This window comes from Delftia sp. S65, assembly GCF_016516495.1.
GTDB lineage: Bacteria > Pseudomonadota > Gammaproteobacteria > Burkholderiales > Burkholderiaceae_C > Comamonas > Comamonas acidovorans.
Map to the genome: position 1 here is coordinate 1 of NZ_JACVUR010000129.1, position 226 is coordinate 226.

A 226-nucleotide genomic window follows, 5' to 3' on the forward strand; every position below is an offset into this window, starting at 1 on the left:
GGGCGACGCCAACGCCATCCGCTTCGAGGACAAGGCCGGGCAAGAGCAGCTGTGGCTGCACGCGCAAAAGGACCAGCTCACCGAAGTCGAGAACGACGAGGACAAATGGGTGGGCAACGACCGGCGCAAGACCGTGGACCGTGACGAGACCAACGTCATCCACCGCGACCGCACCGAGACCGTGGACCGCGACGAGACCATCACCGTGCACAACAACCGCACGGAG

The 226-nt window shown here is 65.0% G+C and carries 1 protein-coding gene; it reads left to right on the forward strand.

What is annotated here, in order from left to right; genetic code table 11:
- The coding region (locus IAE24_RS30115) for a bacteriophage T4 gp5 trimerisation domain-containing protein (protein WP_442778781.1) at window positions 1-226 on the forward strand (226 nt) is incomplete at both ends.